3 protein-coding genes are annotated in these 1,789 nt (G+C 42.1%); all 3 read left to right on the top strand.

The features are described from left to right. On the top strand, window positions 1-247 hold a 247-nt coding region (locus A2517_RS03790), incomplete at its 5' end, for an EAL domain-containing protein (protein WP_294894298.1). Window positions 248-292: 45 nt separating this feature from the next. Next, a complete protein-coding gene (locus A2517_RS03795) occupies window positions 293-784 on the top strand; it encodes a chemotaxis protein CheW (RefSeq protein ID WP_294894300.1) in 492 nt (163 codons plus the stop codon). A 2-nt stretch (window positions 785-786) separates the two neighbouring features. Then, window positions 787-1,789: Tar ligand binding domain-containing protein (locus A2517_RS03800; protein WP_294894302.1), on the top strand; the 1,003-nt coding region annotated here is incomplete at its 3' end.

The following is a 1,789-nucleotide window of genomic DNA, read 5'->3' on the forward strand; positions in this document are numbered from 1 at the left end:
CATAAAAATAGATTCCGCCTACATCAAAGATATTGACTGCAATAAAACCTCAGAGATGATTGTAAAAACAATCATCTCGCTGGCTCAGGCTATGGGGATTCCTACTGTAGCGGAATTCGTATATTCGAAAGCAATTTATGAAAAAGTTAAATCGATGGGGATCGATTATTCGCAGGGCTACTATTTTGGCGAACCTATACCGTTGGGGCATAAAGAAATTGATTTTACTAAATGGAGAACGGGATAATGAAAAAATGGGTGAAATTTTTAAAAATAATAATAGGAGTCTAAAATGGAACAAAACACGACCCAATCGAGACGAGAACGGTATTTGACGTTCTTTTTGGGCGAGGAGCAATACGGTATCGCGATCGATCGGATCAAAGAGATCATCGCGATTATGAAAGTGACCAATGTCCCTAAAACCCCTGAGTATATGCGAGGCGTCATCAACCTGCGCGGTTCTATCATCCCCGTTGTCGATACACGTCTTCGCTTTGGTATGGAAACCAAAGAAGAGGACATGCACACGGCGATCGTGATCGTCGAAGTGGATAAAGTTAATATCGGCTTTATCGTCGATCGTGTTGAAGAAGTAGCGAGTATCGACAGTGCCAACATGAGTGATCCTCCGAAATTCGGTAACAACATCGATACCGATTTTATCTGCTCGATGGCACAGATGGAAGATAACGTTGTGATGATTTTGGATGTTTTGAAGCTCTTTGAAGCGGATGAACTTATCAGTTTAGAACAGATTCAAAAAAACCAAACAGAGGAATAACAATGGAAACGCGTAATTGGACAATCGGGAAAAAAATGGTTATGTTGGTCGGTTTCTTACTGACTATATTACTAGGGGTAGGAATTTACAGTGTTCACAACGCAAAAGATTCGGTTAACGGTGCCCATACGATTACCGAAGATAGGTTGATACCGGCGGTAGATATCGGAACGATCATTAGTCTGATGCAAACAAATATGAATCATCTTGCATTGGCTTGTATGCACGATATACGTTTGGAAGAGCATGTTTTGCATAATCATCCTATTGCCATGCATTTGGATGAAATACATAAAAATACATCTGAAATCGCAAAAATATGGGATGCGTATATGGCAACCTATTTGACACCGGAAGAGAAAATACTGGCGAAGGAGTTTCAGGATAGACGGGAGAAATTTTTTCAAGAAGGGCTGATTCCAGCCGCTGAGCTTTTGAATCGAAACGAATTCAAAGCAGCAAATATGCATCGAGTCAAAGTTGTCGGGCCCCTCTTTAAAGATGTTATGGAGAGCGCTACCAAGTTGCTCAATCTTCAAAAACAAGTGGGGCGTGAAGAAGTTGAATTTCAACAAAAAAATACCGACGAATTGCTTATGGTTCTAACAGTCGGAGGACTAGTTGTTTTTTTAGGGGTCATAGGGCTTTCATTCTACACCATCCGATCTGTTAATACCTCTATCGGTGATGCTGTTTCTACGATCCGTGATGGCGCAATGCAAATCACCTCGGCATCCGATCAGGTTGCGTCCTCTTCTTCGTCTTTGGCACAAGGGGCGTCTGAGCAGGCAAGCAGTGTTGAGGAAGTAAGCGCAACTCTCGAAGAGTCCACCGCAATCAACACCCAAAACACTGACAATGCTCGTCAAGCCGATATCTTGGCGAAAAATGCAAACGATTCGGCTAAAGCGGGATATGAGAAAGGGGAACAACTCTCCCATTCGATGCACGCCATCACCGAATCAGCGGCTAAAATATCAGGTATTATTAAAACTATCGATCAAA

It is taken from the genome of Sulfuricurvum sp. RIFOXYD12_FULL_44_77 (assembly GCF_001830725.1).
Taxonomy (GTDB): domain Bacteria; phylum Campylobacterota; class Campylobacteria; order Campylobacterales; family Sulfurimonadaceae; genus Sulfuricurvum; species Sulfuricurvum kujiense_A.